Below are 15,199 nucleotides of genomic sequence, written 5' to 3' on the forward strand. Positions count from 1 at the left end.
GGGGCGCGGCGGAGTCGTTCGAGCCATACCAACGAAACCTAATGGACCCCTCCGTCAAAACGGCTTGCCCGGTAGGGGCTGCGAGTCGGGACTGTGAAGATCACGTCTGGTACTGACCGCCCCGGAAAAGCATGCTCTTGTGTGGCCGAGGACGGTCGCCGTGCTCATGTGCGACGTCGGACCGGTCGGCGGGCGTCGAACGCTTGGATTGAACTCGCAGCCTCTCCAAGCCGGCGAGGACGTCAGAGCGATTGCCAGACGCCTTCATCCATCGTGGCAGTCGCGCGAACATGGCCATCGTCGGCCGAGCAACGCCGCGCTCACGTAACCGGGCGCCGACGTAGGCCGCCAGCTCGTCGACGTGGTCCTCGTTGTAGGCCCAGAGGATTTGGCTGACACAACGGGTCTGAAGCCACAGAGGTCGACGGAAGAACGGGTCCTCGGTGCCTCCCAATGTCACGCCGACCAACCCGGCCCCCCGCAGCTCGGGTGCCCACTCGGCGACGGCTCCGCACTCCCCGCAGGTCAAACGGCGGGGCTGGAACAGCAGCTCACTGAAGTATCTAAGTTCGGGAAGACCCGGCCGGGGAACGACGACGGCGCAACCGCCGCACCGTGGGCACACTACGAGGATTCGGCCGGCGAACTGAGCCAACCACCGTCCAGGGTCGTGGTGGCGGTCCGGATCGATGCCCGGCTCAAGCTCCATGGCGGACACCATTACAAAACAGCCATCCTGTCCGCAACCAAGTTGCGTGCCCGCGCACATTCCACCTTCCTGATCACCCCGTATGCCGTCGACCCGCCCGAAGGGGAAGCAGGTCCGACGCCTCATGCGCGGGGCGAACACCCCGCAAAGCGATCAAGTACAGCAGCCGCAGAGTCATCCAGCGATCCTGCCCTCGCTCCTGGACGGCAACGGTGAACCAGTCGAAGGCGGGATACGTCGTGGAAGGCATGAGAGCTTCTTGGCTCGTACTGGCGGTCGGCGCGATCGTGATGGCCGGATGCGGCCAGGGGGCCGCCCTGGTAGCCCCGGGTTCGACGGACGTCGACGAGCCCGCGGCCGTGGTCGCGGAGCGGTGGCGGGCGACGGGGCTGTCCGAGGAGTGGGCGCGCGGGTTCGTCCCCCGGGAGGAGCTCACAGTCCTGGGCAAGGATGTTCAGTTCACCGGTCTCAGCAAGCTGGCCTTCGTAGCCGGGAGATGGGAACTGCACGCGGATCTGCCAGGCAGCGCTCCCTCCCACGGTGAGATCCGGTGGCTTGACGGGACGACGATGACATTGCCGCTGCTGCCGGCCTCGGCGGCGTACGAGGAGATGAGCGCGCCCAACCCGCACCAGAAGTGCGCTCCGGGCGAGTGTGGGCTGCTTACGGTCATCGGGGCGCGCCTGGGCGAGGTCCAGATCCAGACCAGCCGGGGCCCGGCGATCGTCCCGGCGTGGCAGTTCAGCGTGCGGGACGTGCCGGGTACGTTCAGCCGGGTAGCGATTGCTCCCACGGCGACACCTCCGGCTCTTGGAGCGGCGGAGGTCAACGGCTACCAGCCGGGTGAAGGGACGACCGTCCGGCTCGAGTACATGTCTGGTAGCTGTGAAACGCTGCACCGCGTGCGAAGCTTCGAGGCGGACGACCTGGTGGTGGTCGATCTCGATGTTGGGGCGGTCGACGGTGTCTGCAGTGGAACTGCCCTGGGATTGGTCGGGGCCACCCAGGTCACACTGGCCAAGCCACTCGGCGACCGGATCCTGCTGGACGCGTCGAGCGGGCTGCCGGTGCCGTACAGGGTGATCCAGTCCCCGGCCATGTCGCCGCCGGACAGTTCACCATCCCCACCAACCGTGGAATCGCCGACCCCGGATGCCTCCCCGCCAGACCACGCCTCGCTGCCACTGCGGACCCCCTCTCCTACATGACTCAGGAGTGTCTTGCGCAAGTGGTCGGGGATGGCCGTGGAATCGCGCCTAATCGGTTTCACCGCCGGGACCCTTCGGTGTCGCCGGAAGACTCGGAATCGTTCCGGAACCCCGCGAAATCCCTGAGCCGACCTGCGAAAACATAGTCAAGATCATTCCGGACATGTTCCAGGAGTGGTGGCATCCGGCTGCTTTCGGCGGCCTGCGCGGCGAGAGCCGTACCAAGAAAAAGACCAGCTCAGAGCGCATCTGGGCTGGTCTGGGGAGCGCGCCCTGCAGGATTCGAACCTGCGACCGTCGGATTAGAAGTCCGATGCTCTATCCGGCTGAGCTAAGGGCGCTCGTGCCTAATTCTGCATGATCCCACGAGTGCCTGAACAACTGGTATTCGGCCGGAGGGTCAGATCGTGCCGCGCGGGGCCAGTCCTGCCTTGCGGTAGATCTCGTCGATGACCGCCATGTTGGCGATCGAATCGGACGGGGGCGTGAGGTTGCCCTCCCCGGTCTCCACGGCCGATACGAACGCGCGGAGCTGGTAGGTGTACGTCGCCTCGCCGGCCACCCGTTCCCGCTTCGTGACGCCGTCCACCGTGTACGACAGTCGGTGGAAGGCCTGGGGGGCGATGAAGTTGAACACGCGCATCTGCCCGCGCGATCCGACCACCCTGGCGGAGATTTTCAGCAGCTGTGATGACCACAACGAGGCGTTGACCCGGCCGGTCGCCCCTGAAGGGAACTCCAGCGAGGCCGACATCGCCCGATCCACCCCCGGCGAGCGCAGCAACGCCCGCGCCGCCCGGACGGTCGGCTCTCCGCCGCCCAGAAGACGCGCCAGGTGGACGGCGTAGCATCCGGCGTCCATGAGCGCCCCGCCGGAGAGGGGCAGTGAATACCGGATGTCCGAGAAGCGGGGGAGCGGGAAGCAGAGCCACGTCTCGATCTGCTTGATCTCGCCGAGCTCCCCGACGATCGACACCATCCGGTCGGCGAGCGGGTGATACCGGTAGTGGAAGGCCTCCATCACGACGAGTCCGTGCTTGTCGGCCGCTTCGGCCACCGACCTGGCCTCGGACTCGTTCGACGCGAGCGGCTTCTCACACAGCACGTGTTTGCCGGCCTCCAGCGCCCGGAGGGTCCATTCGGCGTGCCGGGCGTTCGGCAGCGGGTTGTAGACCGCGTCGATCGACGGGTCGGCGATCAGGGCCTCGTAGGACTCGTGGACCACCGGTATGGCGTGTTTGGCGGCGAATGCTTCGGCGCGTGATCGGTCTCGGGCGGCCACTGCCGCGACCTCGACGCCCGGCACCAGCTTCGCGGGCTTGATCAAGGCGGACGGGGTGATCCGGGCGGCTCCGAGCGTTCCGATTCGCACGCGGATCATCTTAAATGCCGATTCTCACCGGGATGTGACCAGTGATCGATATTTCCGGCATGGACCATCAGAACATGCCGAAAAGGTGTGACCGAAATGGGGGCAAGGCCAGATCCTCACCGCTAAGGTGAATCGCTATGGTCGTGCGTTCGACTCCTTCGGCGGTCTTCCTCGGCGGTGAAATCACCGAAGGAGTTCTGCGGGTGGGTGCCAGTGTCCGGCGCCCGATGAGGGACTGCTCGGCGTCGGTCCACGCGCTGCTGCGGCACCTCGAATCGGCCGGGTTCGCCGGGGCGCCCCGCGTGCTCGGCGTCGAAGGGCAGACGGAGATCCTCTCCTATGTCCAGGGTGAGGTCCCCGCACGTCCCCTTCCGGGCTATGCCGTGAGCGACGCCACTCTCGTCGCGCTCGCCGGTCTCCTGCGAAGGTTCCACGACGCCGCCGCCTCCTTCGAACCGGCTTCCGGGGCGGTCTGGGAGGACGGTTCCGCTCTCGACGACGATCCCGAACTCGTCGGCCACTGCGACGTCACTCCCGCGAACGTCGTCTTCCGCGAGGAGCCCTCTCCCGCTGGGCAGGCGCGGCTTGTGCCGTACGCGCTGATCGATTTCGACCTGGCGCGGCCGACGACCCGGCTGTTCGACGTGGTCACCACGTTGCGGCACTGGGCGCCGATCGCCGACCCGCTCGATCGAGACCCGCTCCAGCGCGGCCTCGACGTCGGTGCGCGGTTGCGGCTGTTCTGCGACGCGTACGGCCTGGCCCCGCGCGACAGATTGCGGCTGGTGGAGACGGCCAGGACCCGGTTCGACCGGTCCTACCTGGCGATGCGCGAGAAGGCGGAGACCCGCGGCGGAGGCTGGGCGCGCACGTGGGAAGAGGGTGCGGGTCAGCGGATCAGAAGGGCCGCCCGCTGGCTCGACGCCAATGAGGACGCCCTCCACCAACACCTCATCTGATCCCACCCCCCACCCCCACCCCCGCACCCCCCGTCGTGATCATGCACACCTTCGGAAACCTGCCTCACGACCTGGTGTTTCACCTGTCGTGATCATGCACACCTTCGCGGACGCGCCCACCGACCTGGGCGAACCCTCGCCGTGATCATGCACGCGCCCCTCCCCGCATGCCGTACAGAGACGGGAATGCGCCAGAATGCCCAGGTGATCAGGGGAAGTGGCACGACGGCAGGGATCTTTCTGGGCGCGGCGGTCGACGCGGTCGTGGGAGATCCGCGGCGCGGCCATCCGGTGGCGGTGTTCGGCAGCCGCGTCTCCGCCCTGGAAAAGCGCATATATCGCGACTCAAGGCTTGCTGGAACGGCGTTCACCGTGATCTGCGTCGGTGCCGTCGGAGGCCTCGGGCTACTCGCCGACCGGCTGACCCGCTCGCGTCCTCTCGCGCGTACGGCCGTCACGGCCGCCGCGACCTGGGCCGTCCTCGGGGGGACGACCCTGGCCGAAGAGGGCGCGCACATGGCCGGCTCTCTGGAGTCGGGCGATCTCCGCGCCGCCCGCGAACGGCTGCCGCACCTGTGCGGCCGCGACCCCGCCGGTCTCGATGCCGAGGAGCTCGCCAGGGCGACCGTCGAGTCGATCGCCGAGAACACCTCCGACGCCGTCGTCGCGCCGCTCGTGTGGGGAGCGGTCGCGGGCGTGCCCGGCCTGGTGGCCTACCGTGCGATTAACACTCTGGACGCCATGGTCGGCCACCGGTCGCCGCGTTACAACCGGTTCGGCTGGGCGTCCGCGCGGCTCGACGACGTCGCCAACTTCGTGCCCGCGCGGCTGACCGGCCTGCTCACGGCCGCCCTCGCCCCGGTCGTCGACGGCTCCCCCCGCCGCGCGCTCGCCGTGCTGCGGCGCGACGGACACCGCCATCCCAGCCCCAACGCCGGGCGGTGCGAGGCCGCCTTCGCCGGCGCGCTCGGCGTACGGCTCGGCGGCGCCAACAATTACGGCGGCCGCGTGGAGCATCGCCCCGAGCTGGGTGACGGCCCGCGACCCGCGGTGGCGGATGTCCGCAGGTCTGTACGGCTGGCCCGGGCGGTGTCGTACTCGGCGGTGGCGCTGGCGGTGGGCGCGAGGCTGCTGCGCTGTACGAACCGTGATGCATGATCACGACCGGTGAAACACCAGGTCACGAGGCACGTCGACGAAAGCGTGCATGATCACGAATCGTGAACGCCCAGGTCAGGGCAGAGGTTTCCGAAAGTGTGCATGATCACGGCAAGGAAACGCGCAGGTCGCGAGGCGCATCGCCGAACCTGTGCATGATCACGCCGCTGTGCGTGATCACGCCGCTGTGCATGATCACGCCCAAAGAGAGGGGGGTTGCCGGATGTGGGAAGGGAATCGGCTGCCGAGTTATCCGACCTTGGGCATATCGCCGTGCCGGGCCGTGGCAGGAACATGGCGAGCATGACAGCAGTGGTGGAGGCCGAAGGGCTGACCAAGTTCTACGGCAGGCGCAAGGGCCTGGAGGACCTCACCCTCCAGATCCAGCCGGGGGAGGTCTTCGGATATCTCGGGCCCAACGGCGCGGGGAAGACGACGACGATCCGGCTGCTCCTCGACGTGATCCGGCCGACCTCCGGCCGGGCGACGGTGCTCGGGGCGGACACCCGCGACACCGCCGTGCGCGCCCGGATCGGGTACCTTCCCGGCGAGCTCGCGCTCGAAGGGCGGGACAGGGCCCATGACTTCCTGAACTTCATGGCCGACGTCCGGGGCGGGGTGAGCCGCGGCCGGATCGACGAGCTCGCCGAGCGGCTGGACGCCGACCTGTCGATCAGGATGGGCCAGCTCTCCAAGGGCAACAAGCAGAAGGTCGGCCTCATCCAGGCGTTCATGCACGAGCCGGAGCTGCTCATCCTCGACGAGCCGACGAGCGGCCTCGACCCGTTGGTCCAGCAGGAGTTCCTGACCATGGTCAGAGAGGTCCGTACGGCCGGCCGTACCGTGCTGATGTCGTCCCACGTGCTGGCCGAGGTCCAGAACGTGGCCGACCGCGTCGGCATCGTCCGCGGCGGGCGCCTGGTCGCGGTGGAGGACGTCGCGGCCCTGCGGGAGCGGGCGGTCCGCCACGTCGAGTTCCACTTCGACGCGCCTGTGCCCCCGGAGGCGTTCGAGGGTCTGCCCGGCGTGCGGGACGTCGTGGTGGCGGGCGCGAGCCTCCGTTGCACGATCGACGGCCGGCCGGACGCCCTCATCAAGGCCGCGGCGAAGTTCACCGTGGTCCACATGGTCAGCTCCGAGCCCGACCTCGAAGAGATCTTCCTCACCTACTACAGCGAGGAGGCCCCCCGTGCCCACGCTGGTGCGTAAGACCCTCCGTGACTACCGCCGGAGCGTCATCGGGTGGCTGATCGGCATCTCGGCCTTCCTGTCGCTCTACCTGTCGATCTATCCGAGCATCCGGAGCAATCCGGAGTTCTACCAGCAGGCCGCCCTGTCGAAGTACCCCGGCCCGCTGAAGGACCTCATGGGCGGGCTCGCCGACATCGCGTCGGGCACCGGCTACCTCCAGACGGTCGTCTACCAGCTCCTCGTCCCGCTGCTCCTGATCATGTTCGCGATGACCCTCGGGACCCGGGCGATCGCCGTCCCCGAGGAGGAGGGGACGCTGGAGCTCACGATGACGCTGCCGATCGACCGCAGGCGGCTCGTCCTGGAGCGCTGGGCGGCCTTCGCGCTCGGCCTGCTGGCCGTCGCGCTGGTGACGATGGTCCTGGTTCTGGCACTGTCGGCGGTGGGCGACCTCAAGGTGCCGGCGGGCAACATCGTCGCCGCGCACGCCGGGCTGTTCCTGATCGCCTTCTTCTTCGGCACGCTGACGCTGGCCCTGGGCGCCGCGACGGGCAAGAGGGCTCTCGCGCTCGCCGTGGGCGGAGGTTACGCCGTCGGGGGCTACGTGATCGAGACGCTCGGCAAGAGCGTCGATGCGATCTCGTGGCTGCGCTGGGTCTCTCCGTTCCACTACTACCTGGACGGCCGGCCGGTCTTCCAGGGCTGGCCGGTGGGGGACTACCTCGTGCTCCTCGGCGCGACCGCCGTGCTCGCGATGACGGCGATGCTCGCCTTCGAGCGGCGTGACGTAGGGGTCTGATGGACGACGTTCTCGCTCGGGTTAGTGAGGCGACCGGGGTGCCCGCCGACCTTCTCGGCGGGTACCTCTCGGTGCTCGCGGCCACGGCCGCGACCGGACGGTTACCCGGCCGGGCCGAAGTGGACGACCTGAGGGCCTGCGGCGCGCTCGCCGCCGAGCGCGGCATCCCCCTGCGCGTGCTCGCCGACGCCTGCCTGCACGCCGCCGAGCTCACGGCGGGCGGTGCCTTCGGCGCCGTACGGCGGAGCATGGCGGCCTTCGCGGAGGGTTACGAGGAGGCGCAGTTCACGGCCATCAGGAAGGAGGAGGAAGGCCGCCGCGAGTTCGTCGCCGACCTGTTGCAGGGCCGGGCCGACGCCCGGCGGGCCGAGCACTTCGGGCTGCGCCTGGCCGAGGCCTACATGGCGACCGTCGTCAAGGCCGACAGGCCCCTGGCCGGAGGAGACCCGCTGATCCGGAGGATCGAGCAGGCTCTGATCGCCAGGTTCGGTTCGCACAACATCCTGGTGGCCGCGCGGGACGGCCTGCTCGTGTGCGTCTCCCCGGGCTCGCTGAGCGCGGCCGGAGGCGAGTTCGTCCACCACGTGCGGTCGGCGCTGACGACCTGGCGGGCGGGTGTGGGCAGACCGCACTCGGGTCCCGGCGGGATCGTCACCTCCTATCAGGAGGCCGCCGGAGCCATCGAGCTCGGCGAGCGGCTCGGCCTCCGCCCACAGGTGCTGAAGGCCGCGGACCTGCTCGTCTTCCCCGTCCTGCTCCGGGACAGGAGCGCGATCGTCGACCTCGTCTCCACCGTGCTCGAGCCGCTCACCAAGGCTCGCGGCGGGCCCGAGGCCCTGCTGGAGACGTTGGAGGCGGTCTTCGCGTCCCAGGGGAACCACACCGCCGCCGCGCGCAGGCTGGGCATCAGCACCCGGACCATCACCTACCGGCTGGAGCGCATCCGCAGGCTGACGGGGTTCTCCCCGACCGACCCCACGCAGCGGTTCACCCTGGAGACGGCGGTGCTCGGAGCCCGTTTGCTGGAGTGGCCCGCCCAGCCGCTGCCGTAGATCGGATGCTGTAATCGGATGCCGCAGATCGAAACAGGATCATGCCCCCGTGCGGCCGCCCGTTCCTGTCTTATATTCGTGCCATGCTCACCCCCCTCCGGCTCATCCGGCGGTCCATCGGGCTGCTCATCGGGCTCGGCGCGCTGAGCTGCGCGCTCACCCTGCTCTACCTCGGCTCAAGCGCGGTCATGTCGATCGGCGGCAGCTGCGGGTCCGGCGGGCCGTACGTCGTCGAGACGCCCTGCCCGACGGGCATCTCCTGGATCGTCCCCGTCTCGATCGTGGGCGGCCTGGCCGCGCTCGGCGTCTACGCGGCTAATCTCCTTCCCGTGGGCCCGAGGCTCGTCGTGCTGGCATGGCCGGCGCTGTTCCTGAGCCTCGGCTGGGCCTTCCTCGATTCGGCGATCGATCCCGAGCTCGGCGTCGAGTGGGGCTTCATGGTCTGCGCCGTGGTGTTCATCCTCATGGGCGGCCTCCCGCTGCTGCTCCTGGCGAAGCGTGACGCGGCCCGGCGCGTCTTCTGGGGTGTCGCCCCACCGGAGGCGGCGCCACCCGGGAACGTCCCACGCCCCGGGGAGGTCCGCTGGATCACCAGCGTCGAGCTCCCCGGAGACCATGACCGTGACCGTGACCGTGACCGGGACAGGGGCAGGGAAAGGGAGCGGGAGCAGGAGTGGGACGGACACGATCACCGGCCGTCCGCCCCGGCCTCCGCTGAGCCGAGCCCGCCGTCCGGCCTCGTGGGCGAGCTCGAACGGCTGGCCGCCCTGCGCGAGGCGGGGCGGCTCGACGAGGCCGAGTACTCCGCCGCCAAGAAGCGCCTGCTGAACGGATGACACCGATGAACACCACCGCTGTCCGTGTGCTGTCGATCGTCCTTCACGTCGTCGCCGTGGCCGGCGGCGTCTACCTCGGCGTGCTGATCTTCCACGCGGCCACGTGACGCCGTGACGCCGTGACCTCGTGACCTCGTGACCTCGTGACGCCGTGAGGCCCGCGAGGGCGTGCTCACCGATGACCGCCCTCCCGGCCGGGCGGCTAGGGGATCAGCAGCACCTTGCCGGTCGTACGGCGGGCCTCCAGGTCGTCGTGCGCACGACAGACGTCCTCGAGCGGATACCGCTCGGAGACGTGCACCTTCAGCGCGCCCGAGGCGACCCAGCCGAACAGCTCGTCCGCCCGCGCGAGCAACTCCTCGCGGGTCGAGGTGTACCAGCCGAGAGAGGGCCGGGTGACGAACAGGCCGCCCGCCTGGTTCAGCCGCTGGAGGTCGAACGGCGGGACCGGTCCGCTGGCCGCCCCGTAGAGGGCGAGCAGACCGCGCGGCCGGAGCGACGCAAGGGAGCCCTCGAAGGTGGCGGCGCCGACGCCGTCGTAGACGACGTGGACGCCGGAGCCGGTGAGATCCTTGACGCGTTCGGCGAAGCCGTCGTAGCCGAACACCTCGTCGGCGCCGGCCGCCCGCGCGAGCTTCTCCTTCTCGGCGGTGGACACCGTGCCGAGGACCCGCGCGCCGCGCAGCTTGGCCACCTGCGTCAGCAGCAGGCCCATCCCGCCCGCCGCCGCGTGCACGAGCACGTCGTCGCCCCGCTGGATCTCGTGCGTCGAGTGCGTGAGGTAGTGGGTGGTGAGCCCCTGGAGGAGCACGGCCGCCGCCACGTCGGGAGACACCCCGTCGGGCAGCACGATCGCCCTCGCCGCGGGGATCACGGCCTTCTCGGCGTAGGAGCCGAGGATGTTGACCCATCCCACCCGGTCGCCGACCACGATGTCGGTCACGCCGTCGCCGACGGCCGACACCGTGCCGGCGCCCTCGGAGCCGACCACACGCGGCGGCGGCAGGGGATAGCGGCCCTCGCGGTGATAGACGTCGATGAAGTTGACCCCGCTCGCGGCCACCTCGACGAGGACCTCTCCCGGCCCGGGCACCGGATCGGGGACCTCGGTCACTTCCATGGCCGACGAATCGCCGTGGGAGGGAACGACGACGGCACGCATGTGCGACTCCTGTCTGCAGGCTTCACCTATGATCATGCCCAACCGGCGTCACGTCACCGGTTGTTCCCGCGTTCCCGCCCCCGGGATCCGTTCAGTCGCGGCGCGACACGAGCAGCCGCAGCAGCGGCAGGTCCACACTCTCCAGCGTGGACACCCTGGCCACCCCCGCGGGTACCGCGGCCTCCGCGCCGCCCGTCAGGATGACCGCGCAACCGGCGGCGCGGGCCGAGGCCACCCCCGTGGGGCTGTCCTCCACCGCGACGCAGCCCTCCGGATCGACCCCGAGCTTCCTCGCGGCCGTCAGGTAGGGGTCGGGCGCCGGCTTGTTCCTGGCGCTCTCCTCGGCCGCGATCGACAACTCGAACCGGTGGGCGCCGATCGTCTCCAGCACGATGTCGACGATCCGCCGGGGAGACGCGCTGACCAGGGCCGTCGGCACTCCCGCCGCCTTCAGTGAGTCGAGCAACGGGAGCGCTCCCGGCAGTGCGGTGACGCCGGCCTCGACCCGGACGGTGAAGGCCTTGGTGATCATGCTCTCCACCTCCCGTCGCGCCGGTGCGCCGTCGGCCATCCGGACGAGGCGCTCCGCGGCGTCCTCGATCGACAGGCCGAGCAGGGCATGCTGATCTGAAGCCGCCAGGGCGGACCCGAGGTGGAGGGCGACCTCGAAGCAGGCCGCCCACCACAGTCCCTCGGTGTCCACGACGGTGCCGTCCATGTCGAACAGGACGGCACCCAACTCCATGGACGGCTTCGGTGGCTCAGACGACATCGTGCTCGGGGACCGGAACCGCCGCCGCGACGTCCGAGGACGCCGAGACCAGTACGGGCCGTTCCACGAGCTCGACCCGCACGCGAGTGCCGGGCGCGAGCCGTACGGTGTCGTGACCGGGCACGTCGGCGAGCATCTCGAGGTCGCCGAGCTGGACCCGCAGCCGTGAGGTCGACCCGCGGAACGAGGAGACCAGGATCATCGCCTCGGAGCTCGGGTCCGGTGTGACGATCACGGTCTCCGGGCGGACGAGCACCTCGACGTCGGACGTCGCGGGGACGTCGCCCTCCACGGGCAGGTCCTGACCGAGGACGGTCACCGTACGCCCGGACAGCTTGCCGGGAATGCGGTTCATCGTGCCGACGAACTCCGCCACGAACGCCGTCGCGGGCCGGTCGTACAGCGTCGCCGGGTCGGCCACCTGCTCCAGGCGGCCCGCGCGCAGCACGGCGACCCGGTCGGCCATGGACAGGGCCTCCTCCTGGTCGTGCGTCACGAAGATCGTCGTGATGCCGAGCGAGAGCTGCAGCCGCCGGATCTCCTCGCGGAGGGTGACCCTGACCTTGGCGTCGAGCGCGGACAGCGGCTCGTCGAGCAGCAGCACGCGCGGCTCCAGGGCCAGCGCACGGGCGAGCGCCACCCGCTGCTGCTGTCCACCCGACAACTGGTGCGGGTACCGCTCACCGATCTGCGGCAGGCCGATCAGTTCCAGCAGTTCCTGAGCGCGGGCGTGCCGCTTCGCGGCGGCGACCTTGCGGACCCGCAGGCCGAAGGCCACGTTCTCCCGGATGCTCAGGTTCGGGAAGAGGCTGTACGACTGGAAGACCATGCCCGCGTCACGCCGGTTGGCGGGCACCCGGGTGATGTCGGAGCCGTCGACCAGCACGGCGCCCTCATCCGGCTGCTCGAAACCCGCGACGCACCGCAGGGCGGTGGTCTTGCCGCATCCCGACGGCCCGAGCAGGGCGATCAGCTCGCCCGGCTCGATGGTGAGATCCAGCCCGTCCAGCGCGGTGGTGCCGGAGAAATTCCGGCGCAGCCCGCGCAGCTCCACCTTGGCCCCGTTCATGAGCCACTCCTTTGCCTAGCGCCGGCGGACGACAGGGCGAGCAGCAGCAGCCAGGTGATCAGGAGGCTGAACACCGAGACGGCCACGGAGACTTGCGCCTGCGAGCCGGAGATCGTGTAGATCCAGACGGGGAAGGTCTGGTAGTGGAGAAGCGACGCGATCGTGAACTCTCCGAGGACGAGCGCCAGCGTGAGGAAGGACGCACTGGCCAGGGCGGACCTCAGGTTGGGCACGATCACCCGGAAGAGCAGGTGCGGCCACGAGGCGCCGAGATTCCTGGCCGCCTCCACGAGGGTGCGCGCGTCGAGAGCGCCCAGCCCCGCGTCGAGAGCCCGGTAGACGAACGGCAGCGCCAGGATGACATAGGCCAGCACCAGCACCACGGGGAAGTCGGGATTCTGCGCCGCGATGATGGTCTGGAAGAACGGGGTGTCCGCCAGATGGTCGGGTCCCCACTGCAGGATCGTGGTGATACCGGCGACGAAGGTGATCGGCGGCACGACCAGGGGGAGCGTGCAGAGGATCTCCAGGATCGGCTTCAGCTTCGGCAGGCCGAGCCGTACGGCCAGCATGGCGGGCAACGTCAGCAGCAGGACCACCACGATCGTGGCGACGCCGAGCCCGAGCGAGAGCAGCAGCGACTTGCCGAAGCCCTCGGCCGACAGGATCTGCCCGTAGGCGTCCAGCGTGAAGCCCTTGCTGGAATCCTTGACGGTGAACGTGAACGAGGCGATCAGCGGGACCAGGAAGTAGACCGCTGCCACCAGGAGGACCACGCCGCGCCACACCCGGATCCGGCGTGGCCTGCCGGCCTTGCCGCCGGGTTCCGCGGCGATGGCCGGGGGAGTCATCGGAGCCATCGGGCCCGCGGGAGTCAGCGCAGCCATCGGGCACTCCTTCGCTGCAGCGGCAGGTAGACCGCCATGACGAGCCCCGCGACGACGATCATGTCCAGGCTGAGGGCCAGCGCGACGTTCTCGTGGCCGATGAGGACGTTGCCGGACAGCGCGTTGGCGATCTGGAGGGTGACCAGGGGGACGGTCCCTCCGACCATCGCCGCCGCCGTCGCGTAGGCCGCGAAGGCGCCGCCGAACAGCAGGACGACCCCGCCGAGCAGCGTCGGCGTCAGCACCGGGATCCCGACGTGCCGCCAGTACTGCCAGGTGTTCGCGCCGTTGTTCTGGGCCGCCTCACGCCACTGCGGGCGCAGGCCGTCCAGTGCCGGCACGACCACGACGACCATCAGCGGGATGGAGAAGTACAGATAGACCAGGGCGAGGCCCCAGAAGTTGTACAGGCTCCACCCGGCCGAGTCGAGGCCGAGGGCGGAGGTGACCACGCCGGAGTTGCCGAGGGTGGCGATCCAGGCGAAGGCGAGGGGGATGCCGCCGAAGTTGGACAGCACTCCCGATGCCGTGAGCACCGCCTCGCGCAGCAGCCGGAACCGCGAGGTGACCACGGCCTGGGCGAGGAACGTGCCCAGCAGCGCGCCGACGACCGCGACGAGCGCCGAAAGCTTCACGCTTCCGAGCAGGGCGGTGAGGTAGGCGCCCTGCAGCGAGTCGGTGACGTTCGCGGCGCTGAGCGTGCCCTCCCGGCTGAACGTCCCGCCAAGGATGATCACGAGGGGTACGCCGAAGACGAGGACGACGAAGGCCAGCAGCGGCACGGTCGCGAGCCAGCTCTTCGACTTCTTCGGGCGGCTCCCGCCGCCGGCGGCGGCGGGAGCGGTATGGACGGGGGACTGGACCGTCATCAGCCGGAGACCGCCGCGCCCCAGCCGCTCGCCAGGGCCGCCTTGGCCTTGTCGACCTGCTCAGGCGTGGGGAAGGTCGGGGTGCCGTCGACCTGGGGAAGCTGGGCCACCAGGGTGGCGTCGGCGCTGCCGTCGGCCTGCATCGCGGGCAGCAGCACCGGGCGGGCGTAGCCCTTCAGCCACAGGTTCTGGCCCTCGGCGCTGTAGAGGAACTCCTCCCACAGGCGGGCGGCCGCGGGGTGGGGAGCCGACTTGTTGATCGCCTGGGCGTAGTAGCTGGCGTACTTGCCGTCGGTCGGGATGGTGATCTTCCAGTCGACGCCCTTGCCGGCGAACTCCTTGGAGTAGCTCGCGTTGAGGTAGTCCCAGTCGATGCTGATCGGCGTCTCGCCCTTTTCGACCGTGGCAGGGGTGGACTCGACGGGGTTGTAGTTGCCGGACTGCTTGAGCTTCTTGAAGAAGTCGAGGCCGGGCTGGATGTCGTCGAAGGAACCCTGGTTGGCCAGCGAGGCGGCGTAGACGCCGGCGAAGGCCGAACCCGACTTGGTCGGGTCGCCGTTCATGGCGACCTTGCCCTTGTACTCGGGCTTCAGCAGGTCGGCGAAGGTCGCCGGGCAGGTGGTGACCTTCTTGGCGTCGCAGCCGATGGAGACGTAGCCGCCGTAGTCGTAGAACCAGGCGCCGTTGGTGTCCTTCTGGCCGTCGGGGATCTTGTCCCAGCTCTGCACCTTGTAGTTGGCGAACAGGCCTTCCTGCGCGCCGCTCAGGGCGAAGGCGGGGCCGAGGTCGAGAACGTCGGGGGCGCGGTCCTGGCCCTTGAGGGTCTTGACGGCGTTGATCTCGTCCTGGCTGGAGCCGTCGGGGTTGTCGCTGTTGACCTTGATACCGTACTTGGTCGTGAAGGCCTGGATGATCTCACCGTAGTTCGCCCAGTCCGGCGGAAGGGTGATGACGTTGAGCTGGCCTTCCTTCTTCGCGGCCTCAACCAGCTTGTCGAGTCCGCCGAGGTCCGCGGCGGAGGTCGCCGTGGCGGCGCTGGGGCCGGTGCCACCGGAAGTGGTCGTCGTGTCCGACTTCGGTGCGGAGCCGCATGCGGCGGCTGTCAGGGTGGCTACGGTTAGCGCGGCCATAACGCCGGCGATACGAGTGGACAACG

Annotated in this window: 15 protein-coding genes and 1 tRNA gene; 7 read left to right on the top strand and 9 right to left on the bottom strand. The window is 69.5% G+C overall.

The features are described from left to right. Positions 1 to 100: 100 nt before the first annotated feature. Positions 101 to 709 (bottom strand): hypothetical protein, encoded by a 609-nt coding sequence (locus Psi02_RS28460; protein ID WP_203978923.1) that lies wholly within the window; start codon positions 707 to 709, stop codon positions 101 to 103. A gap of 248 nt (positions 710 to 957) precedes the next feature. Here Psi02_RS28460 and Psi02_RS28465 point away from each other — a divergent pair, with 248 nt between their 5' ends. Beyond that, positions 958 to 1,917: a hypothetical protein gene (locus Psi02_RS28465; RefSeq protein WP_203978924.1), complete on the top strand. Its 960-nt coding sequence runs from the start codon at positions 958 to 960 to the stop codon at positions 1,915 to 1,917. A 267-nt stretch (positions 1,918 to 2,184) separates the two neighbouring features. Here the strand turns inward: Psi02_RS28465 and Psi02_RS28470 are convergent. Then, a tRNA-Arg gene (locus Psi02_RS28470) sits at positions 2,185 to 2,258 on the bottom strand. A 59-nt stretch (positions 2,259 to 2,317) separates the two neighbouring features. Then, positions 2,318 to 3,289 (bottom strand): Gfo/Idh/MocA family protein, encoded by a 972-nt coding sequence (locus Psi02_RS28475; protein WP_203978925.1) that lies wholly within the window; start codon positions 3,287 to 3,289, stop codon positions 2,318 to 2,320. A 203-nt stretch (positions 3,290 to 3,492) separates the two neighbouring features. On the opposite strand from Psi02_RS28475, the gene Psi02_RS28480 reads away from it, so the two are divergent. From Psi02_RS28480 to Psi02_RS28505, 6 genes are all read left to right on the top strand, one after another. Next, positions 3,493 to 4,248, top strand: a complete 756-nt coding sequence (locus tag Psi02_RS28480; RefSeq protein ID WP_239095231.1) for a phosphotransferase — start codon at positions 3,493 to 3,495, stop codon at positions 4,246 to 4,248. Positions 4,249 to 4,452: 204 nt separating this feature from the next. Then, positions 4,453 to 5,406: a cobalamin biosynthesis protein gene (locus Psi02_RS28485; protein WP_373317693.1), complete on the top strand. Its 954-nt coding sequence runs from the start codon at positions 4,453 to 4,455 to the stop codon at positions 5,404 to 5,406. Between the two features lie 303 nt (positions 5,407 to 5,709). Further along, on the top strand, positions 5,710 to 6,615 hold the full coding sequence (locus tag Psi02_RS28490) for an ABC transporter ATP-binding protein (protein ID WP_203978928.1): 906 nt from the start codon (positions 5,710 to 5,712) through the stop codon (positions 6,613 to 6,615). Beyond that, positions 6,596 to 7,396 (top strand): ABC transporter permease, encoded by an 801-nt coding sequence (locus tag Psi02_RS28495; RefSeq protein WP_203978929.1) that lies wholly within the window; start codon positions 6,596 to 6,598, stop codon positions 7,394 to 7,396. Before Psi02_RS28490 ends, Psi02_RS28495 begins: the two co-directional genes overlap by 20 nt. After that, entirely contained in the window at positions 7,396 to 8,448 is a 1,053-nt protein-coding gene (locus tag Psi02_RS28500) for a PucR family transcriptional regulator (protein WP_203978930.1), read from the top strand. Before Psi02_RS28495 ends, Psi02_RS28500 begins: the two co-directional genes overlap by 1 nt. Before the next feature lie 83 nt (positions 8,449 to 8,531). After that, entirely contained in the window at positions 8,532 to 9,284 is a 753-nt protein-coding gene (locus Psi02_RS28505; protein WP_203978931.1) for an SHOCT domain-containing protein, read from the top strand. Between the two features lie 202 nt (positions 9,285 to 9,486). Here Psi02_RS28505 and Psi02_RS28510 read toward each other — a convergent pair whose 3' ends face one another. From Psi02_RS28510 to Psi02_RS28535, 6 genes are all read right to left on the bottom strand, one after another. Continuing rightward, positions 9,487 to 10,446 carry a quinone oxidoreductase family protein gene (locus Psi02_RS28510; protein ID WP_203978932.1) on the bottom strand — a complete coding sequence of 320 codons (960 nt, stop codon included), beginning with the start codon at positions 10,444 to 10,446 and terminating at the stop codon, positions 9,487 to 9,489. A gap of 91 nt (positions 10,447 to 10,537) precedes the next feature. Then, positions 10,538 to 11,191, bottom strand: coding sequence for an HAD family hydrolase (locus Psi02_RS28515; RefSeq protein ID WP_203978933.1), 654 nt, complete (start codon positions 11,189 to 11,191; stop codon positions 10,538 to 10,540). A gap of 16 nt (positions 11,192 to 11,207) precedes the next feature. Next, positions 11,208 to 12,287: an ABC transporter ATP-binding protein gene (locus Psi02_RS28520; RefSeq protein ID WP_203978934.1), complete on the bottom strand. Its 1,080-nt coding sequence runs from the start codon at positions 12,285 to 12,287 to the stop codon at positions 11,208 to 11,210. Next, positions 12,284 to 13,174: an ABC transporter permease gene (locus Psi02_RS28525; RefSeq protein WP_203978935.1), complete on the bottom strand. Its 891-nt coding sequence runs from the start codon at positions 13,172 to 13,174 to the stop codon at positions 12,284 to 12,286. The genes Psi02_RS28520 and Psi02_RS28525 overlap by 4 nt, the downstream gene beginning before the upstream one ends. Then, on the bottom strand, positions 13,162 to 14,043 hold the full coding sequence (locus tag Psi02_RS28530; RefSeq protein WP_203978936.1) for an ABC transporter permease: 882 nt from the start codon (positions 14,041 to 14,043) through the stop codon (positions 13,162 to 13,164). Before Psi02_RS28530 ends, Psi02_RS28525 begins: the two co-directional genes overlap by 13 nt. Next, positions 14,043 to 15,173 (bottom strand): ABC transporter substrate-binding protein, encoded by a 1,131-nt coding sequence (locus tag Psi02_RS28535; protein ID WP_203978937.1) that lies wholly within the window; start codon positions 15,171 to 15,173, stop codon positions 14,043 to 14,045. Before Psi02_RS28535 ends, Psi02_RS28530 begins: the two co-directional genes overlap by 1 nt. Positions 15,174 to 15,199 lie beyond the last annotated feature (26 nt).

Source organism: Planotetraspora silvatica (assembly GCF_016863315.1).
Lineage (GTDB): Bacteria > Actinomycetota > Actinomycetes > Streptosporangiales > Streptosporangiaceae > Planotetraspora > Planotetraspora silvatica.

Coding starts and splice junctions, on each gene's coding strand:
- Psi02_RS28460 (WP_203978923.1), bottom strand. CDS start 709: ATGGAGCTTGAGCCGGGCATCGATCCGGACCGCCACCACGACCCTGGA.
- Psi02_RS28465 (WP_203978924.1), top strand. CDS start 958: ATGAGAGCTTCTTGGCTCGTACTGGCGGTCGGCGCGATCGTGATGGCC.
- Psi02_RS28490 (WP_203978928.1), top strand. CDS start 5,710: ATGACAGCAGTGGTGGAGGCCGAAGGGCTGACCAAGTTCTACGGCAGG.
- Psi02_RS28500 (WP_203978930.1), top strand. CDS start 7,396: ATGGACGACGTTCTCGCTCGGGTTAGTGAGGCGACCGGGGTGCCCGCC.
- Psi02_RS28505 (WP_203978931.1), top strand. CDS start 8,532: ATGCTCACCCCCCTCCGGCTCATCCGGCGGTCCATCGGGCTGCTCATC.
- Psi02_RS28510 (WP_203978932.1), bottom strand. CDS start 10,446: ATGCGTGCCGTCGTCGTTCCCTCCCACGGCGATTCGTCGGCCATGGAA.
- Psi02_RS28515 (WP_203978933.1), bottom strand. CDS start 11,191: ATGGAGTTGGGTGCCGTCCTGTTCGACATGGACGGCACCGTCGTGGAC.
- Psi02_RS28520 (WP_203978934.1), bottom strand. CDS start 12,287: ATGAACGGGGCCAAGGTGGAGCTGCGCGGGCTGCGCCGGAATTTCTCC.
- Psi02_RS28525 (WP_203978935.1), bottom strand. CDS start 13,174: ATGGCTGCGCTGACTCCCGCGGGCCCGATGGCTCCGATGACTCCCCCG.
- Psi02_RS28530 (WP_203978936.1), bottom strand. CDS start 14,043: ATGACGGTCCAGTCCCCCGTCCATACCGCTCCCGCCGCCGCCGGCGGC.
- Psi02_RS28535 (WP_203978937.1), bottom strand. CDS start 15,173: ATGGCCGCGCTAACCGTAGCCACCCTGACAGCCGCCGCATGCGGCTCC.